This window comes from Bacteroides intestinalis DSM 17393 (genome assembly GCF_000172175.1).
GTDB classification, from domain to species: domain Bacteria; phylum Bacteroidota; class Bacteroidia; order Bacteroidales; family Bacteroidaceae; genus Bacteroides; species Bacteroides intestinalis.
In genome coordinates this window covers 150,231-168,916 of sequence record NZ_ABJL02000008.1, presented here as the reverse complement: position 1 = coordinate 168,916, position 18,686 = coordinate 150,231, and the positions used below count along the sequence as shown (strand labels likewise).

Here is an 18,686-nt window from a genome sequence, read left to right as displayed (position 1 = left end):
AATATCTTTTCTCTAACTTTTTTGTAACTTTGCACCCTTAAAATAAGGAGGGTCGCTTTAGCACGTCTCAAAGTACCCCCTTAATCGTTAAATTGTAAATAGTTAAATTGCAAATAAGATGGGTAAGAAGTTTGCCGAATATTCGCAGTTCGACCTCTCAAAGGTAAACGCGGAAGTGTTGAAGAAATGGGACGAGAACCAGGTTTTCGCCAAGAGTATGACAGAACGTGAAGGCTGTCCTTCTTTCGTTTTTTATGAAGGACCGCCCTCTGCCAACGGTATGCCGGGCATTCACCACGTAATGGCTCGCTCCATCAAAGATATTTTCTGCCGTTACAAAACCATGAAAGGTTTCCTGGTGAAACGTAAAGCCGGATGGGACACACACGGACTTCCTGTGGAACTGGGAGTGGAAAAAGCAATGGGTATCACCAAGGAAGATATCGGTAAAACGATCTCCGTAGCCGACTATAACGCTGCTTGCCGCAAAGATGTGATGAAATTCACCAAAGAATGGGAAGATCTGACTCACAAGATGGGGTATTGGGTAGACATGACCGATCCTTATATTACCTACGACAACCGCTACATCGAAACCTTGTGGTGGCTGTTAAAGCAACTCTATACGAAAGGGTATCTTTATAAAGGATATACCATACAGCCTTATTCTCCCGCTGCCGGAACAGGTCTGAGCTCACACGAATTGAACCAGCCCGGTTGTTATCGCGACGTGAAGGATGTGACCTGTGTGGCACAGTTCAAGATGAAGAACCCGAAGCCGGAAATGGCAGAGTGGGGGACTCCATATTTCATTGCATGGACCACCACTCCATGGACATTGCCTTCAAATACCGCGCTTTGCGTAGGTCCGAAGATAGATTATGTAGCCGTACAAAGCTACAATGGATACACCGGAGAAAAAATCACCGTTGTACTTGCCAAAGCTTTGCTCTACACACACTTCAATAAAAAAGCGGAAGACATCGCTCTGGAAGATTACAAACCGGGAGATAAGCTGATACCGTTCAAAATTGTAGGAGAGTATAAAGGTCCGGACCTTGTGGGTATGGAGTATGAGCAACTGATACCGTGGGTAAATCCGGGTGAAGGTGCATTCCGTGTAATCTCAGGTGACTATGTGACTACGGAAGACGGTACAGGTATCGTACATATCGCTCCGACATTCGGTGCGGACGATGCCCAGGTAGCGAAAGCCGCCGGCGTTCCGCCTTTGCAACTCATCAATAAGAAAGGTGAACTCCGCCCGATGGTGGACCTGACTGGTAAGTTCTATAAATTGGACGAACTGGATGAGAACTTCGTGAAAGAGCGTGTAAACGTAGACTTATATAAGGAATATGCAGGCCGTTTCGTGAAGAACGCTTACGACCCGAATCTGACCGATCAGGACGAAAGTCTCGATGTAAGTCTCTGCATGATGATGAAAGCCAACAACCAGGCGTTCAAGATAGAGAAGCATGTGCACAATTACCCGCACTGCTGGCGTACGGACAAACCGGTATTGTATTATCCGTTAGATAGCTGGTTCATCCGCTCTACCGCTTGCAAAGACCGCATGATTGAACTGAACAAGACAATCAACTGGAAACCGGAAAGCACCGGTACAGGACGTTTTGGCAAGTGGCTGGAAAATCTGAACGACTGGAACCTGAGCCGTTCACGTTACTGGGGTACTCCGCTGCCTATCTGGCGCACGGAAGACAACAGCGAGGAAATCTGCATCGGTTCGGTTGAAGAGCTTTATAATGAAATAGAGAAATCCGTAGCTGCCGGATTCATGAAGTCCAATCCTTATAAGGATAAAGGTTTCGTACCCGGTGAGTACAATGGAGAAAATTATGATAAGATAGACTTGCACCGTCCGTATGTGGATGATATCATCCTCGTATCCAAAGACGGCAAGCCCATGAAGCGTGAAGCGGACCTGATAGACGTATGGTTCGATTCCGGTGCCATGCCGTATGCACAAATCCACTATCCGTTCGAGAACAAAGAATTGCTGGATAGCCATCAGGTTTACCCCGCCGACTTTATCGCCGAAGGTGTGGATCAGACTCGCGGTTGGTTCTTTACGCTCCATGCAATCGCTTCAATGGTATTCGATACTATCTCCTACAAGGCTGTTATCTCTAACGGATTGGTACTTGACAAGAATGGTAACAAGATGTCCAAGCGTCTGGGCAATGGTGTAGATCCTTTCTCAACTATCGAGAAATACGGGTCCGACCCCTTGCGCTGGTACATGATCACCAATTCTTCTCCGTGGGATAACCTGAAATTCGACGTAGACGGCATCGAAGAAGTTCGTCGTAAATTCTTCGGTACATTATATAATACGTATTCTTTCTTCTCACTCTACGCCAATGTAGACGGATTCGAATACAAGGAAGCTGACGTGCCGATGGCTGAACGCCCTGAAATCGACCGTTGGATACTCTCTGTACTGAATACACTGGTGAAAGAAGTGGATACTTGCTATAGCGAATACGAGCCGACAAAGGCCGGACGTCTGATATCCGACTTCGTAAATGACAACCTCTCCAACTGGTATGTTCGTCTGAACCGTAAACGTTTCTGGGGTGGTGAATTTACGCAGGATAAGTTATCTGCTTACCAGACTCTGTACACTTGTCTGGAAACCGTTGCCAAATTGATGTCGCCCATCGCTCCGTTCTATGCCGACAAGCTCTATATGGACTTGGTTACTGCAACGGGACGCGACAACGTGGTATCCGTACACTTGGCTAAATTCCCCGAATATAAGGAGGAAATGATAGACAAGGAACTGGAAGTCCGCATGCAAATGGCACAAGACGTAACTTCTATGGTATTGGCTTTGCGCCGCAAGGTGAATATCAAAGTACGCCAGCCGCTGCAATGTATCATGATACCGGTAGTAGACGAGGAACAACGTGCCCACATCGAAGCTGTAAAGGCACTTATCATGAGCGAAGTGAACGTGAAGGATATCAAGTTCGTAGACGGTGCCGCCGGTGTGCTGGTGAAGAAAGTGAAATGTGACTTCAAGAAGATGGGACCGAAATTCGGCAAACAGATGAAAGCCGTAGCTGCTGCTGTAGCAGAAATGTCACAGGACGCTATCGCCGAACTGGAAAAGAACGGTTCTTATACTTTGCAACTGAATGGTACGGATGTGCTTGTGGAAGCTACTGACGTAGAAATCTTCAGCGAAGACATTCCGGGATGGCTGGTTGCCAACGAAGGAAAGCTGACTGTTGCCCTGGATGTAACCGTAACAGAAGAGCTTCGCCGCGAAGGTATTGCCCGTGAACTGGTTAACCGTATTCAAAATATTCGCAAATCAAGCGGTTTGGAGATAACAGACAAAATAAAGATTACATTATCAAAAAATCAGCAAACAGATGATGCGGTAAACGAATATAAAGACTATATTTGTAACCAGGTTTTAGGAACCTCACTGACGCTGACCGATGAGGTGGAAAACGGCACGGAACTTAACTTTGACGATTTCTCTCTGTACGTAAGCGTTGTAAAAGAATAATAATACTAACGATTTAACACGTAAAGTTATGGCAGAAAAAACAAGATACTCGGATGCTGAATTGGAAGAATTCCGCGCCATTATTAATGAGAAGTTAGAATTGGCACAACGCGATTATGAATTGCTGAAAGCCAGTTTAACCGGAGCCGATGGTAATGATACTGACGATACGTCTCCTACGTACAAAGTTTTGGAAGAAGGTGCCAACACCTTATCCAAAGAAGAAACGACACGCCTGGCTCAACGTCAGTTGAAGTTTATCCAGGGTTTGCAGGCCGCATTGGTACGCATCGAGAACAAAACGTATGGTATTTGCCGTGAAACAGGTAAGTTGATTCCTGCCGAACGTTTACGTGCTGTGCCTCATGCTACACTGAGCATTGAGGCCAAAAATAACAGTAAGAAGTAAGGATGAACAAATACCTCACGAAAGGTCGCATTGCGCTGCTCGTTATTTTCTCGGTATTAATTGCTGACCAGATAATCAAGATCTATGTCAAGACTCACATGTATTGGCATCAGAGCGAAAACGCCATAAAATGGCTTTATGAGAAGCTGGGCATGGTAGATGCAGAACCGCCTACATGGTTTTATATTTACTTTACCGAGAATAACGGTATGGCGTTCGGTATGGAGATTTTCGGTAAGTTATTCCTTACCTTGTTCCGTATTGTTGCAGTAGGAGCGATAGGGTGGTATTTAACGAGAATAATCAAGCAGGGCTTGAAGACAGGTTATATCGTATGCGTATCTCTTATTCTTACAGGAGCGTTGGGTAACATCATCGATAGTGTGTTCTATGGTGTGTTGTTCAATGAGAGTACACATTCGCAGATAGCTTCATTCCTGCCGGAAGGCGGAGGATATGCTCCTTTGTTCTACGGAAAGGTGGTGGATATGTTCTATTTCCCTATCATTGATACGAACTGGCCTCAATGGATGCCGTTTGTAGGTGGGGATCATTTCATATTCTTCAGCCCGATATTCAACCTTGCCGATGCCGCTATCAGTTGTGGTATCATTGCCCTGTTATTATTTTACAGCAAATATTTGAATGACTCTTATCATGCAATAAAGAAATCATGAAAGGTCTGCATCGAATTCAATGGTTTAGCATATTCCTGTTAGCATTTTGTTTGACAGCCTGTCAGGTGAAAAGACCGAAGGTGGTTATATCGGATGCTAAGATGGAAAATGTGCTTTATGACTACCATATAGCAAAGGCTATGGGGGAAGAAGTCCCTTATACCGATGGCTATAAAAGGGTGTTGTACATTGAATCGGTGTTTAAAAAACATGGTATTACGCAAGCCGAATTTGACTCTTCAATGGTTTGGTTCACGCGTAATCCGGAAGTACTCACCAAGATTTATGAGAAAGTAAATGCAAGGCTGAAAGCGGAGCGGGATGTTGTCAATCATTTAATTGCCATACGTGACAATAAACCGAAGGAAAGTCTTCCGGGGGACAGCATTGATGTATGGGCATGGCAACGTATCTATCAGCTGACAGGTATGCCGATGGACAACAAGATTACTTTCGTATTACCCTCAGATACCAACTTTAAAGACCGCGATACTTTGCGGTGGAACGTTCGTTTTCGCTTCCACAACGGTGCGCCAGATTCCTTATATGCTCCCGTCATGGCTATGCAGATTGTTTATAAAGACAGCATAATCAGTGATATTCAGAAAGTATACAAATCGGGTATGGAAACGGTTTCCCTCTTTGCCGATACGTTGGGAGAAATCCGGGAAATACGTGGGTATATCTATTATCCTGCAGCACAGGCTACCCATACATTGCTGACCGACCGCATTTCACTGATGCGTTATCATGCTACGGATACACTGTCGTTTGCTAAGAATGATTCTATTCAGAAAGATTCTGTTAAGACAGAGAAAATAGAACCTCAGGAACTCAAGAAAGAGGAACTGAAACCTGTGGAAGAGAAGATAAATGATAATCCGCGCAGACGTGATGCTGCCCGTCCTCGTCCATCTTCGGAACCTACACTGAAGAAGTTGGATAATCCAGAGCACGTTCAATTCCGTAAAGATAACCCCTGATGATCAAACGATTTGCTTCACACTTTATTTTTCTGCCCGGACATGGTTATCTCAAACAATATGTGGTAGGGGTGGAAGAAGGACAAGTTGTGTCCGCCTTTTCCTTGACAGAGGAGATTGAAGGAGTGGAATGGTTTCCCGGAGTCATTGCTTTATTGAATAATGAAGAAGATATTTCCGAAGGGTACTCCGGTATATTTCAGAAAGTAAATGAAGTATTACAGGAACTTCCGGAAATTTTCTGCCAAGAAACGTTTCCTTCCGGAATAAATGCTTATCTACTTTATCCTTTCGATTTTACAACGATGCTGCCTGTCGACGGAACTCGGCACAGACTACTGCGGTAGCAATTGCCACATTCAGTGACTCGGACGTTTCCCTCTCTGCGGGATAATTGGGAATATAAAGTTTGCGGTTAATGAGTTGCTCCACTTCTTTCCCGATTCCTTTGCCTTCATTACCCATCACAATCAATCCGTTGGATGATAATTTCTGTGTGTACATATTTTCTCCATCGAGGAAAGTGCCGTAAACTGGTATATCCTTCAGGCTTTGAATGAGGTCGGGCAGGGGAGTATAGTGCAGTTTCACACGGGCAATGCCTCCCATGGTGGCTTGAACCGTCTTTGGATTATATACATCTACGGTGTTCGGGGAACAGAAGATATGCTCTATTCCAAACCAGTCTGCCAGACGAATGATAGTACCCAGATTTCCCGGATCTTGCACATCGTCCAACGCCAAGCAAAGCGAGTGGCTGATGACGGAAGCATCCGTTTCATATTCCGGCTGCTCGAATATGGCAAGTACCTGTTGGGGAGTTTTCAATAAGCTGGCACGGGAAAGGTCTTCATCAGACACTTCCGAAACATCTTCTACCGGAAGCTTGGGATGTTGCGATAACCATTCGGGCGTCGCTGCCAGAAAGCGGCAGGGAAAATGTCCTAACAAATCTCCTACCAGTTTAGGACCCTCTGCCAGAAAGACTTTTTCTGTTTTACGATTCTTCTTCAGCTCCAACGAGTGGATATATTTGATGCGGTTTTTGCTCAGTGCCATAGCTTAAATGTTATCGTTTGGCAAAAGTACGTGATTATTTCTATATAATCAAAAAACGGAACACACTTCATCCGGTTTTTTATTTCGGAAAAGAAAAAATAGATTTATATTTGTAGTCAATTATGCGCAATTTATTAATTCTGGTATGAAGAAAGGCTTCCACTACGCACTACTTACTGCTGCCATACTTACATTAGCTTCCTGCTCGACCACCAAATATGTGCCGGATGGTTCATACTTGCTGGATGAAGTGCGCATACATACTGATAATAAAAATGTGAAGCCTTCTAATTTGTCCATATATGTGCGGCAAAATCCGAACTCCAAATGGTTTAGTCTGATTAAAACCCAGTTGTATGTCTACAACTGGTCGGGACGTGATTCTACCCGCTGGGTGAACCGGGCTTTACGCAGGCTGGGAGATGCCCCCGTTATCTATAGTAAGGAAGAAACCGAACGTTCACGGGAGGAAATGACGAAAGCCGTTCAGAATATGGGGTATATGGGTGCTACCGTAGAGTACGTTCCCAAAATCAAGAAGAAAAAGGTAAAACTGGCTTATAAAGTAAACACCGGAGAGCCGTATATTGTCCGTAACCTGAAATATGATGTTCAGGATGAAAAAATCTGGGAATATATGCAGAAAGATTCTGCATCGACCTATTTATCCGAAGGTATGTACTTCAATGCCAACATACTGGACAGTGAACGCCAACGGATCACGGGCAACCTGCTTCGCAACGGTTATTATAAATTCAACAAAGATTATATTTCTTATACGGCGGATACGGTACGTGGCACATATCAGGTGGATCTGACCTTGCATCTGGCACGATACAGACAGCATTCCGGTGCTGAATTGCAGGACCATCCACAGTATACGATTAATAAAGTGAATTTCATTGCGGACTATGACGTCCTGCAATCTTCAGCTCTCAGTAGTGTGGAAATCAATGATTCGATACACTATAAAGGGTTTCCCATATATTATAAGGATAAATTGTACCTGCGTCCTAAAGTATTGACTGATAATTTGCGGATAACTCCGGGAGATCTTTACAACGAACAGGATGTGCAGCGCACTTACTCTAACTTCGGACGTCTGCCGGTATTGAAATATACCAATGTACGTTTCTTCGAAACACAGGTAAGTGATAGCGCAAAGCTGAATGCCTATGTTATGCTGACGAAGAACAAACATCAGTCTGTATCTTTCGAACTGGAGGGAACGAACTCTGCGGGTGATTTGGGTGCCGCGGCATCTGTATCTTTTCAGAATCGCAATGTATTCAGAGGTTCCGAAACTTTCTTGGTTAAGCTTCGGGGAGCTTACGAAGCTGTTTCCGGTTTAGGGTATAAGAATGACAACTATACGGAACTTGGTGTGGAAACCAGTATAAACTTTCCCCGTTTCATGTTTCCGTTCATATCCAATGACTTCAAGCGGAGGATAAGGGCAACCACGGAATTCGGGCTGCAATATAATTATCAGATGCGTCCCGAGTTTACACGCATCGTTGCATCCGGTTCATGGAGTTATAAATGGGGCTTGCAGAGACAACGTTCGCAGCATCGTATAGACTTACTGGACATCAACTATTTGTATATGCCGTGGATAGAACCCGAGTTTAAAAACAATTTCCTGAACGATGAGAAGAACTATCTGCTGGAGTATAACTATAAAGACCGTTTGATTGTCCGTACCGGGTATAGCTATATCTATAACAGCGCAGGACAAGCATTGATGAACAACGCAGTGATTGGTAATTCTTATAGTATACGTTTCAACTTTGAGTCTGCGGGAAATCTCCTGTATGTGCTTTCTAAAATGAGTAATTTAAAGAAGAATGATCAGGACGAATATACCATCTTGAATATTCCGTATGCACAATATATAAAAGGTGACCTGGACTTTGCCAAAAACATCGTCATTGATAACCGTAACTCCATTGCATTTCATATTGGAGGAGGTATTGCCATTCCTTACGGAAACGCACGGATGATTCCTTTCGAGAAACGTTATTTCTCGGGTGGAGCAAACAGTGTACGCGGATGGTCGGTACGTAGTCTTGGTCCCGGTACTTTCTCCGATGAAAAAGGTAACTTCATGAACCAGTCGGGTGACATCAAGTTGGATGCCAGTATAGAATACCGCACACGTTTATTCTGGAAGTTCAGAGGTGCTTTGTTTGTAGATGCGGGAAATATCTGGACGATTCGCGAATATCAGGATCAGCCGGGGGGTAAATTCAAGTTCGACCAGTTTTATAAGCAAATAGCCGTAGCTTACGGTGTGGGATTACGTCTAGATCTGGATTTCTTTGTACTTCGCTTTGATGGTGGTATGAAGGCTATTAACCCTGAAAAGGGAAAGGATCGTTATCCCATTCTGCGTTCTGACTTCGGACGTGACTTTGCTTTCCACTTTGCAGTAGGTTATCCATTCTAAAAAAACGGAGGGTATAAAAAGCAACGGGCGAATGATTACTCATCCGCCCGCATATTCAAATTCTTTTCTTAATTAGCGTGCAGCGTAATAAGTGTTGATCATCGTTGCCTGACGAGCAGCAGCTACGCCTTGTGCATCCAATGTCACATTCATTGCTTCACCATTCGGCAGATACATATGTGCAGTACCGTCACCGTTCATTTGCAACAATTCAGTGCTAACACCTTCTGCAACAACATTCCAAGTGTTCAATTCTTTGTCGTAAACCAGCTCCATAGCAGTGGTCTCACCTTCTTTTGTGATAGAGTAACCGTTCTCCAATGTTTTTACGAGATAGTTTCCGTTTTCACCTTTCACTTTCTTCACATCACCCACGTTAGCCATCGGATTGGAACCGCTCCAGAATTCAATGGAGTTGATTACCAACGCATCTGCCAGATAGCAAACAGGATATACGGGGATAATGTTGCAAGCCAGATAAACAAGCTCATTAACAAACTTTGTACCGATACTTTGGTTCCAATTTACCAATTTACTGTGCAGGCCGAAAGAACCAATACAAGAACTGAAAAGAAATGCGCCACAAATCATTACGGTTGCAGCCAAATTCAAATTACTCTTTTTCATAATTACTTTCTTTTGTTTTACTGAGTTTATTGATTTAACTCTTTGCTCTTTTTTTCGGGCAAATATAAGTGCTTTTTGTGAAAAATACACTTAAATAAGAGACAAAAACAAATTTTCAGTTAAACAGCCCTGGTAAAATTAAGGCTTTTTGGGAGTCAAAGCCTTACCCAGCCAGTGGTCTACGGCAAACTTTCCGGGACCGATAATATACATCAGTACGTATACCACCAGATATATGAAAGCTAGTTCTTTGACCGCAAACGGATCGTTTCCGTGAATGACAAAGAATGCCATCCCCATTGTAAATATCATCGGCAGCATTGCCAGACGATAAAGGAAACCAATGATAAATGCCATAGAACAAGCCAATTCACCGAATATGGCTAATCCCAGTGAAAGAGGACTGCCCACACCCAGCGGGTCGGGAAATACAGCAGATAACTCCTGATAATTAGACCACTTTTCGATACCGTGATTCATTAATAACACACCAAATATAATTCTCACTATTAATAATATAGCAGACGTTGCTGCTCCATCCGGTTTAGACGGAAATAAAAATTTGTAAAGCATAGTCGTTCGTTTTAAACATTTATATTTAATATAACGAAAAATAAGGTATTATGGTTTATCTCTGCGCAAAGGTTTTATAATTACCCGCAAAGAAGGATCGTATGTAAAGTAACTCCACATCCAGTCTACAAAGATAAACAGACGGTTCTTTACACCGACAATACTCATTAAGTGGATGAATAGCCATACTGCCCACGCGGGGAAACCACCGAAACGAAGGTTTTTCAGTTCCACCACTGCGTGATTACGTCCTATGGTAGCCATGGAGCCTTTGTTGTGATAAACAAAAGGTTGCATTTCAAGTCCCCGTTCCTTTCTATCCAGATTCTGGATCAGATTACGGGCTTGCTGAATGGCTGGTTGAACTACTTGTGGATGTCCTTTCGGGTATTCCTTGGAAATCATAAGTGCAGTGTCACCGATGGCAAAAATATTGTTATAACCCTGAACACAGTTGTAAAGATCGACAAGGAGACGATTACCGGGACCATAGGCTTCCTCTGCAAGTCCCTCTATGCTGTTGGCGCGTACACCTGCAACCCAAAAGACGTTCATTGTTTCCAGAGTACTGTTATCACTCAGTGTCATCGTTCCATTCTCATAATTCGTAACTTGCACACTGGTTATGATCTCTACGTCACGTTTTAATAAGTAATTTGCCACTTCTTCCGAAGATTTTTCAGAGAAAGCGGAGAGCAGACGGAGAGCACCATCCACAAGAATAATGCGCATCAGGTTCATATCAAGATCGGGATAGTCTTGCGGAAGCACAAATTTTTTCATTTCTGCCAATGCACCGGAAAGTTCTATACCCGTAGCACCGCCACCTACGATGACAAATGTCATGAGCCGTTTCCTTGTCTCCAGATTGCTGGTATTCTGTGCTTTTTCAAAGCTTTCCAGAATCTGGTTGCGATTAAACAGAGCTTCTGCAGTGTTCTTCAGGGCCATCGTTCGTTGAGACAGCCCATCATTACCAAAATAGTTGGTACGGCATCCGGTAGAGACAACCAGATAATCGTATGAAAGAGCTCCGATGGAAGTCTCCAGAATATTATCTTCGGGAATTACCCGTTGCGCCTCACAAATACGTATATGGAAATGTTTTCTCTTTTTAAATATCTTGCGGTAAGGAAAAGAAATTGCACTCGGTTCAATACCGGCGGTTGCTACCTGATAGAGTAGGGGTTGGAAAATATGATGATTATTCTTGTCCAATAACACTATCTGGAATTTATCACTTCTCAATTTTCGTGCCAACTTCAATCCACCGAAGCCACCACCCACAATTACAAGTCGTTTTCGTCCCTCTTTATCGGGAATATCCATTTTTGTTTTCATAATGAAGTTCGTTATTCGTTCTAAAAGGATAACGTTAAAACGGGAATAAAGTTCTGAAATTCTTATTTCTTCCCCCTTTTTTCTTAATGGAAGAAGTTTGAACAAAACACTTCACAAAATTGTTGTTATATGGTTAAAATAAAACTAAATTTGCCGACGTAGTTTTCTACAGGTATAATCATGGACGCTAAACTAATGAAATGGGTATTACCGGTGCTGTTATTGATAATAGCCACCGATATATGGGCACAAGGTCCCACAGGAACAGATGTTTCAGTCGAATCTTCTGTGTCTGTAACTGACACTTTACCACAAAAGAAAAGTTTCTTCAAGAAATTCCTGGACTATTTTAATGATGCCAACAAAGAGAAAAAAAACAAGAAGTTTGACTTCAGTGTTATCGGAGGACCTCATTATTCCAGTGACACCAAGTTCGGTATCGGCCTGGTAGCCGCCGGATTATATCGTACAGACCTGAATGACACCATCCTTCCGCCATCTAATGTATCTTTATACGGCGATGTATCTACGGTAGGTTTCTATTTGTTGGGGGTACGTGGAAATCATCTCTTTCCACAAGACAAATACCGTCTGAATTACAATCTTTATTTCTATTCGTTCCCCAGCTTGTATTGGGGAAAAGGATATGAAAACGGTTCTAATGACGATAATGAAAGTGATTACGACCGCTTCCAGGCACAAGTAAAGGTAGACTTCATGACTCGTGTAGCGCGCAACTTCTATATCGGTCCGATGGCTGTCTTTGATTATGTCTACGGCCACGATTTTGAAAAGTCCGAACTGTGGGAAGGAATGAAAGCACGGACTACCAATATAAGCCTCGGATTCTCATTACTCTATGATTCACGGGATTTCCTTACAAATGCCTATAGTGGCTATTACCTGAGAATAGACCAACGATTCAGCCCCGCATTCCTCGGTAATAAATATGCTTTCAGCAGCACAGAACTGACTACCAGCTATTATCATCCTGTATGGAAAGGGGGAGTATTGGCTGGGCAATTCCATACGTTGCTGAATTACGGTAATCCGCCTTGGGGATTGATGGCAACATTGGGGAGTTCTTATTCCATGCGTGGCTATTACGAAGGGCGTTACCGTGATAAATGTGCCATGGATGCGCAGATAGAGCTTCGTCAGCACGTCTGGAGGCGAAATGGCATAGCTATATGGGCAGGAGCGGGAACCGTGTTTCCTAAATTCTCCGGCTTCGAAGTTAAACACATCCTCCCTAATTATGGTTTTGGTTATCGGTGGGAGTTCAAAAAGAGAGTAAACGTAAGGTTAGATTTAGGGTTTGGAAAAGGCCAGACCGGATTTATATTCAACATCAATGAAGCTTTTTAAAAACATAAAGAAATGGTTGGAAAATCAGGAGCATTTGTTCTATCTGTTCCTGCTGATCCTGATAGTACCCAATATCATCCTCTGTTTTACAGAGCCGATGCCTGTGGTGGCAAAAGTGTGCAATGTACTGTTGCCATTTGCTTTCTATTATCTATTAATGACTTTGTCGAGAAACTGTGGAAAGATGTTCTGGATACTTTTCTTATTCATCTTCTTCGGAGCTTTCCAGATAGTACTGCTTTATCTCTTCGGACAGTCCATTATTGCTGTGGATATGTTCCTGAACTTGGTAACCACTAATTCGAGTGAAGCTATGGAGTTGCTGGATAATCTTGTTCCGGCATTAGTGAGTGTGATTATCCTTTATATACCGGCATTGATTCTGGCTGCAATCTCCATTATAAAGAAGCGGAAATTATCTTCGGAATTTATCCGTCGGGAACGGAAAAAGGCATGGATTGCCTTGCTCATAGGTTTTATTTCACTGGGCGCCGCTTATGGACTGGATAAACGTTACGAGCTGAAATCGGATTTGTATCCTGCCAACGTGTGTTATAATGTAGCACTCGCATTCCAGCGTAATGTCCAAACAAGGACGTATCACCGCACATCAGAGAACTTTACTTTTAACGCCCAACCTTCCCATCCGGAAGACAGACGGGAAATTTATATTATGGTAGTGGGCGAGACATCCCGCGCCCTGAACTGGAGTCTTTACGACTATGATCGGGATACGAACCCTGAACTTTCTAAAATAGAAGGAGTAACTTCTTTCTGCCATGTTCTGACGGAATCGAATACTACGCACAAGAGTGTACCCATGCTGCTTTCTCCTGTTTCTGCACAGAATTTCGATTCCATTTATTATCGGAAAAGCATCATTACCGCTTTCAAAGAAGCCGGTTTCCAGACAGCCTTCTTCTCAAACCAGCGGTATAATCATTCTTTCATCGACTTCTTCGGAATGGAAGCGGATACTTATGATTTTATCAAAGAAGATTCGCAGGATTCCCAATACAATCCTTCGGATGACGAACTGTTAATGTTGGTAGAAAAAGAACTTGAGAAAGGAAATCGGAAACAGTTCATTGTATTGCATACTTATGGATCCCACTTCAATTACCGGGAACGTTATCCGGAAACTGCTGCTTTCTTCTTACCGGATTTCCCCGTAGATGCAGAAGTGAAATACAAAGATAACCTGATGAATGCCTACGACAATTCCATTCGGTATACGGATAATTTCCTGGCACGTATCATCCACCTATTGAAGCAGCAGCAAGTAGATGCCAGTATGCTTTACACGTCCGACCATGGGGAAGATATCTTCGACGATGGCCGACACCTGTTTCTTCATGCATCCCCCGTTCCGTCCTACTATCAGCTACACGTACCTCTCCTGCTGTGGACATCCGACAGTTATAGGGAAGAGTATCCCGGGATAGAGAAAGCTGCTTCGATGAACCGACAGAAAAATATATCTTCCAGCATTTCTTTCTTCCAGACCATGATGGAATTGGCCGGAATAGAAACTCCGTATCGCAATGACAGTCTATCTGTCACCAGCCCTCTCTATACAGAGAAATCGAGGGTTTATCTGAACGATCATAATGAACCGCATTCACTGGATGATATAGGAATGAGAAAAGAAGACTTTGAGATGCTGAAAAAAAGAGGTATAGACGCACAATAATACTATTTACTTTTTCTTCCTGAACTCCTCTTTCTCCAGATTTCTAACAGAAGGAATACACATCATCAGAATTGCAGTCACCATAATGGCAAAACCACAGTAGATAAATATGTTGCCTATTCCCAAAGAGTCAGCTACAAAGCTTGTGACAAGCAGACCGATGATAGAAGGAAACAAACTTATACTGTCGAAAAGCGAGAATACGCGTCCTAGATAAATCGGCTTGAACTGCGTCTGCAATAGAGCGGTAAAGGGACCGGATAGAAATGGTACGATAAGCCCTTGTACCACTGTCAGTATGGCAAAAAAGACATACCCATTGCCGGGCAACATACCACATATAGCCAATGCCAGACCAAGTACCGCATAAGAGAACGCAATCATCAGTATCTTCCTAATCTTAGGATTCCAAATCCCCAATAAAGCCCCTCCAGCCAACATACCCGCCCCGAAAAGTGTTTCTATCAAACTAATCTGATAAGCTGTTCCGGAGAAAGTATGCAAAGTCATCAACGGCATCAGGGCGACTATCGGCAACACAAAGAAAGTAATCAGGATTTCTGTAACCATCACCCAACTAACTCCTCGATTACGCATAATCACATGAAAACCGTCGCGCATATCGTTCAATACACTCTTAGCTGAGATATTTTCCTTCTTCGGATTCGGAATGTAAACAAACAGTAGGGAAGTGCAGGCAATGATTGTGCCTGCCACATCCAATAACATGACTAGACTCATATCGAATGCCAGAAGCAGAACCGCTCCCAACGCAGGGCCACCGATATTACAAATAGACTGGATAGCCTGGTTAATTCCCGCAATACGTGTCAGTTCCTTTTCCGGAGCCAGCAATGGAATGGATGATTTCATTGCCGGTGAATGGAACGAACCACCAATGGAACGAAGCGCCAATAATATATAGATATGCCACAATTCCACAATATCCAGGTAAAATAACAAAGCAATGACACCGGAACAGAGTGCAACGAAACTATCTGCACCTATCATAGTCCATTTCCGGTTCCAGCGATCCACATATACGCCTGCAAATGCCCCTAACAAGGCTTGCGGCAACAAGGCAGCAATCATGGCAAAGGACAAAACTTCCGCAGAACCCGTTTTGAGACTAATCCATAAGACGATAGAGAACTGAGCGATGGAACTACTTAATATAGAAAATAGTTGCCCGCTCCATATTATGATAAATTTTTTCTTCCAATTATTCATGATGAGAGTGAAACAAGGTGAGATTAAAAAAGGTTCTGAAACTCAATTGTTTTCAGAACCTTATCTTCGTACACCCTCAGGGACTCGAACCCTGGACCCATTGATTAAGAGTCAATTGCTCTACCAGCTGAGCTAAGAGTGCATCGTTTTTCTTATTTGCGGGTGCAAAAGTAGTCCTTTTATTTTATTCATCCAAGCAAAATAAAATCTTTTTTTCGATGAAAGCGGCTTTTTTTAATCAAACTCATACAGGTCGGAGGGAGTGCTACGCTTTAAAGCGCAGAGTTGCACATCTTTACCTACCAATATACCTTTACTCTTTAATTTCCATTCCACCGTCTTGTAAGCAAGTTCCGGATGATTATTGTCTTTGCTCAAATGACAAAGCCAGATATATTTCAGATCTTCCGTGATATTTTCAGCCAGGAACTCGGCAGTTGCAATATTGCTCATGTGTCCCGTACGGCTGGTGATGCGCTCCTTTAAATACTGCGGATATGTACCCATACGCAGCATTTCATCATCATAGTTAGCTTCCAGTATCAGGTAGTTCGCTTTACGGATAAACTTGGCAGCAGTAGGGGTGATTTCACCAAGGTCGGTAAGGAACGAGAATACTTTTCCGTCGATTTCAATGCAATAACCCACATTGTCCGTACCGTCGTGGGGAACTTCGAAAGACTCAATGTGAAAATCTTCCAGTACCATCGGTTCTTCTTTCTCCAGATAATGAACGGAAGAGTGGAGCTTCTCCGTCATGCAATAACTTTTGTTGATTCCTTCGTGGATACGTGCAGTTGTGTAGACAGGGATGTGCAGTTTCTCACCCAGTCCGCCTACAGCTTTGATATGGTCTGCGTGGTCGTGTGTAACGAATACCGCGCGTATCGTCTCCATGCCGACACCCACCTCCTTCAATGATTTCTTAATAGTACGTACCGCTATACCAGCGTCAATAAGTATTCCGTATTTTTCAGTGCCTATATAATAGCAGTTGCCACTACTTCCGCTCGCAAGGCTTATAAATTTTACTTTCATTATGTTCTCCTCAATTTAGAAAAAGCCGCCACTTTTATGGCAAAGTGACGGCAAATATACATAGAACTCGCAAAAAAACGGCAAAATTTGGATAAATAAAGTAAGTATTTGGTATTGAGGAGAGTTAAGCCAAATTCTTCTATGCCTTTCCAAATCGCTAAAATGCAGGATAATGAAAGGTTAAGAGAAAGATTTGCTACTTATCCGTTGCCTTTTTTAGCCCCGGATAATCCGGCAAAATAACGCTTGACCACCTGCGGTTTTACCGTTCACCATGCAAAGAACCCTATATTTTGCCCGTAAAGATAACCGTTTTTTTCCGTTTTTCATGGAAATACAGGTTATGTTACCGGCATCCGGGGTTTTATTCTTTGTTCCGCTATAATTTTCATAACTGTAAATAACTCTATATCAAGTAATTTTGCAACATAAAAAATAGAGTTATGAAACAGACGGATGTAACGGTTACGTTCTACCTCAAAAAGAGCGAAATGAATGACGAGGGACATTGCCCGGTCATGGCGAAACTTGCCGTCGGCAAATTTTCAGAAGCGGCTTTTAGCGCGAAAATGTCCGTACCCGCTGCACTGTGGGCATCCGGACGTGCCACGGGTAAAAGTAACGCCGCACGGGAAATCAACCGGCAACTGGACGATTTGCGAGCTTCAGCCATTGCCATTTATGACGAACTGTCAGCCACCCGTGAGAATGTAACGGCTGAAGATATAAGGAATCTGTTGTTGGGGACGGCTTTCGGGCAGGAAACCCTGTTGGGCTATTTCCGGACGTTCATCGAACATTTCGAGAAGCGTGTCGGCGTGAACCGGGAAAAGGGAACAGCGCAATCTTACCGCTATGCTTGTAACTGTGTGGCTGCTTTCATCCAGGAGAAATACAAGTTGTCGGATGTTCCTTTCACGGCCCTGAACCGTTCATTCATCGACAACTATGACCTCTACCTACGCACGGAGCGCCGCTTTGCCCTGGGAACTATCGTGTTGCTTGTCACACGGTTGAACACGATTGTCGGGGAAGCCATCGCGGAAGGGATTATCACTGCCGACCCGTTCGCGGGTTATGAAGCCGAACATCCCGAGCGGGAACAGAAATACCTTACCGCCGCAGAGTTACAACGGCTGATGACCACACCCCTGCACGACCCGAAACTCTACCATATCCGCGACCTGTTCCTCTTCTCCTGCTACACGGGTATCCCTTACGGGGACATGTGCCGCCTGACGACGGAGGATCTGGAAGTGGCCGAGGACGGTGAGGTATGGATCAAGACCGCCCGCAAGAAGACGAAAATCGACTATGAAGTGCCGTTGCTCGACATACCGTTGCTCATCCTCGACAAGTACCGGGATATGGCCCCGGAAGGAAAACTGCTACCGATGTACAGCAACAACGAACTCAACCGGACATTGAAACGTATTGCCGCCATTTGCGGAATTGAACGGAAGCTCGTCTTTCACTGCGGACGCCATACCTACGCCACCGAGATCACGCTTTCGCATGGTGTCCCGCTTGAAACCGTCAGTAAAATGCTGGGGCATAGCCGCATTTCCACGACGCAGATTTACGCCAAAGTGACCGATGACAAGATCGACATGGATACCCGGTCTTTAGAGGAAAAGATTGCCGGCCGCTTCTCCGTAGCTATTTAATCTATCATTGACAATCAAATTCACAACG

At 43.7% G+C, this 18,686-nt stretch carries 15 protein-coding genes and 1 tRNA gene; 9 read left to right on the top strand and 7 right to left on the bottom strand.

From position 1 onward, the window contains the following. Positions 1-118 precede the first annotated feature (118 nt). From ileS to BACINT_RS10045, 5 genes are read left to right on the top strand one after another with little or no spacing between them, the layout of a single operon-like run. The gene (gene ileS / locus BACINT_RS10065; RefSeq protein ID WP_007662717.1) at positions 119-3,544 is read left to right on the top strand and encodes an isoleucine--tRNA ligase; all 3,426 of its coding nucleotides are present in this window, start codon (positions 119-121) and stop codon (positions 3,542-3,544) included. A 28-nt stretch (positions 3,545-3,572) separates the two neighbouring features. After that, positions 3,573-3,953: a TraR/DksA family transcriptional regulator gene (locus BACINT_RS10060; RefSeq protein ID WP_007662716.1), complete on the top strand. Its 381-nt coding sequence runs from the start codon at positions 3,573-3,575 to the stop codon at positions 3,951-3,953. Between the two features lie 2 nt (positions 3,954-3,955). Continuing rightward, on the top strand, positions 3,956-4,630 hold the full coding sequence (locus BACINT_RS10055) for a lipoprotein signal peptidase (protein ID WP_007662715.1): 675 nt from the start codon (positions 3,956-3,958) through the stop codon (positions 4,628-4,630). Continuing rightward, on the top strand, positions 4,627-5,613 hold the full coding sequence (locus BACINT_RS10050; protein WP_007662714.1) for a DUF4296 domain-containing protein: 987 nt from the start codon (positions 4,627-4,629) through the stop codon (positions 5,611-5,613). Before BACINT_RS10055 ends, BACINT_RS10050 begins: the two co-directional genes overlap by 4 nt. Next, complete coding sequence (locus tag BACINT_RS10045; RefSeq protein ID WP_052302176.1) at positions 5,613-5,960, top strand: hypothetical protein; 348 nt, start codon at positions 5,613-5,615, stop codon at positions 5,958-5,960. The genes BACINT_RS10050 and BACINT_RS10045 overlap by 1 nt, the downstream gene beginning before the upstream one ends. Here BACINT_RS10045 and BACINT_RS10040 read toward each other — a convergent pair. Further along, a complete protein-coding gene (locus BACINT_RS10040; RefSeq protein WP_007662713.1) occupies positions 5,911-6,672 on the bottom strand; it encodes a TrmH family RNA methyltransferase in 762 nt (253 codons plus the stop codon). The genes BACINT_RS10045 and BACINT_RS10040 overlap by 50 nt on opposite strands. 145 nt (positions 6,673-6,817) lie before the next feature. Between BACINT_RS10040 and tamL the strand changes: the two genes are divergently transcribed. After that, positions 6,818-9,121: a translocation and assembly module lipoprotein TamL gene (gene tamL, locus BACINT_RS10035; protein ID WP_007662708.1), complete on the top strand. Its 2,304-nt coding sequence runs from the start codon at positions 6,818-6,820 to the stop codon at positions 9,119-9,121. 72 nt (positions 9,122-9,193) lie between these two features. Here tamL and BACINT_RS10030 read toward each other — a convergent pair whose 3' ends face one another. The 3 genes from BACINT_RS10030 to BACINT_RS10020 form a co-directional block, all read right to left on the bottom strand. Beyond that, complete coding sequence (locus tag BACINT_RS10030) at positions 9,194-9,748, bottom strand: DUF3332 domain-containing protein (protein WP_044154988.1); 555 nt, start codon at positions 9,746-9,748, stop codon at positions 9,194-9,196. A 138-nt stretch (positions 9,749-9,886) separates the two neighbouring features. Further along, the gene (locus tag BACINT_RS10025; protein ID WP_007218479.1) at positions 9,887-10,321 is read right to left on the bottom strand and encodes a DoxX family protein; all 435 of its coding nucleotides are present in this window, start codon (positions 10,319-10,321) and stop codon (positions 9,887-9,889) included. Between the two features lie 48 nt (positions 10,322-10,369). Next, a complete protein-coding gene (locus BACINT_RS10020; protein WP_007662697.1) occupies positions 10,370-11,662 on the bottom strand; it encodes an NAD(P)/FAD-dependent oxidoreductase in 1,293 nt (430 codons plus the stop codon). 180 nt (positions 11,663-11,842) lie between these two features. Here BACINT_RS10020 and BACINT_RS10015 point away from each other — a divergent pair, with 180 nt between their 5' ends. Continuing rightward, the gene (locus BACINT_RS10015) at positions 11,843-13,030 is read left to right on the top strand and encodes a BamA/TamA family outer membrane protein (protein ID WP_007662694.1); all 1,188 of its coding nucleotides are present in this window, start codon (positions 11,843-11,845) and stop codon (positions 13,028-13,030) included. Then, positions 13,017-14,723, top strand: a complete 1,707-nt coding sequence (locus BACINT_RS10010; protein ID WP_007662692.1) for a phosphoethanolamine transferase — start codon at positions 13,017-13,019, stop codon at positions 14,721-14,723. The genes BACINT_RS10015 and BACINT_RS10010 overlap by 14 nt, the downstream gene beginning before the upstream one ends. Positions 14,724-14,729: 6 nt before the next feature. On the opposite strand, the gene BACINT_RS10005 is transcribed toward BACINT_RS10010, so the two are convergent. The 3 genes from BACINT_RS10005 to BACINT_RS09995 all read right to left on the bottom strand — a co-directional run bounded on the left by BACINT_RS10005 (position 14,730) and on the right by BACINT_RS09995 (position 16,991). Then, the gene (locus BACINT_RS10005) at positions 14,730-15,953 is read right to left on the bottom strand and encodes an MFS transporter (protein WP_007662690.1); all 1,224 of its coding nucleotides are present in this window, start codon (positions 15,951-15,953) and stop codon (positions 14,730-14,732) included. Between the two features lie 69 nt (positions 15,954-16,022). Then, positions 16,023-16,095, bottom strand: a tRNA-Lys gene (locus BACINT_RS10000). Between the two features lie 92 nt (positions 16,096-16,187). Beyond that, on the bottom strand, positions 16,188-16,991 hold the full coding sequence (locus BACINT_RS09995) for an MBL fold metallo-hydrolase (RefSeq protein WP_007214127.1): 804 nt from the start codon (positions 16,989-16,991) through the stop codon (positions 16,188-16,190). Between the two features lie 443 nt (positions 16,992-17,434). Between BACINT_RS09995 and BACINT_RS09990 the strand changes: the two genes are divergently transcribed. Next, entirely contained in the window at positions 17,435-18,658 is a 1,224-nt protein-coding gene (locus BACINT_RS09990; RefSeq protein WP_007662687.1) for a site-specific integrase, read from the top strand. Positions 18,659-18,686: the final 28 nt, after the last annotated feature.